Genomic DNA, 550 nt, shown 5'->3' on the forward strand with positions numbered 1-550 from the left:
TATATTTTGAACAATCGTTCAAAATATGGAAGTTAAAAAGACTAAACGGCGTCAGGCTTTAAGCAGGGAATAGATATAGCGGAAGTTTTTCTCCAGTTCGTCCACGTCCAGACCGTTCAGGAACGCCTGTTCGTAGGACAGTCCGAGAAACATCTGCCGGAACAGGGCTGCCGCTTTCTTCACGTCCGTGTCGCTCCCGATTTCTCCGCTTTCCTTCGCTTTCTGTATGACTTTCTCCCAAAGTTCATAGTCCAGTTGGAAAATCCGCTCGATTTTTTGCTTGATGTCCGGATAGTACATGCGCACTTGCGAGAGAAAATGGAAGTAATAGGAATTAAGGCTGCAATCATGCGGGCTGTGGTTGTCGCCAATCAGTTCGAGAATCCTTTTCATGGAAGCGGAGACGCCCGCCACGTATTGCCCGATAAATTCCGCCAGCGTATCGGCGGGAGCGGCAAACTTGTTGTCCGGCTTGTGTATTTGCAGCACATACTTGTCCACCACAGCCATGAACAAGTCCAGCTTGTGCGGAAAATAATAGACGATGCCC

General features: G+C 48.5%; 1 protein-coding gene. It reads right to left on the reverse strand.

The annotated features are described in order from the left end of the window. Window positions 1-51: 51 nt before the first annotated feature. Window positions 52-550, reverse strand: a 499-nt coding sequence (locus M3090_RS15580) for a TetR/AcrR family transcriptional regulator (protein WP_249057785.1), incomplete at its 5' end; no start/stop codon positions are given.

The sequence above is a fragment of the Bacteroides sp. ET71 genome (assembly GCF_023336905.1).
Lineage (GTDB): Bacteria > Bacteroidota > Bacteroidia > Bacteroidales > Bacteroidaceae > Bacteroides.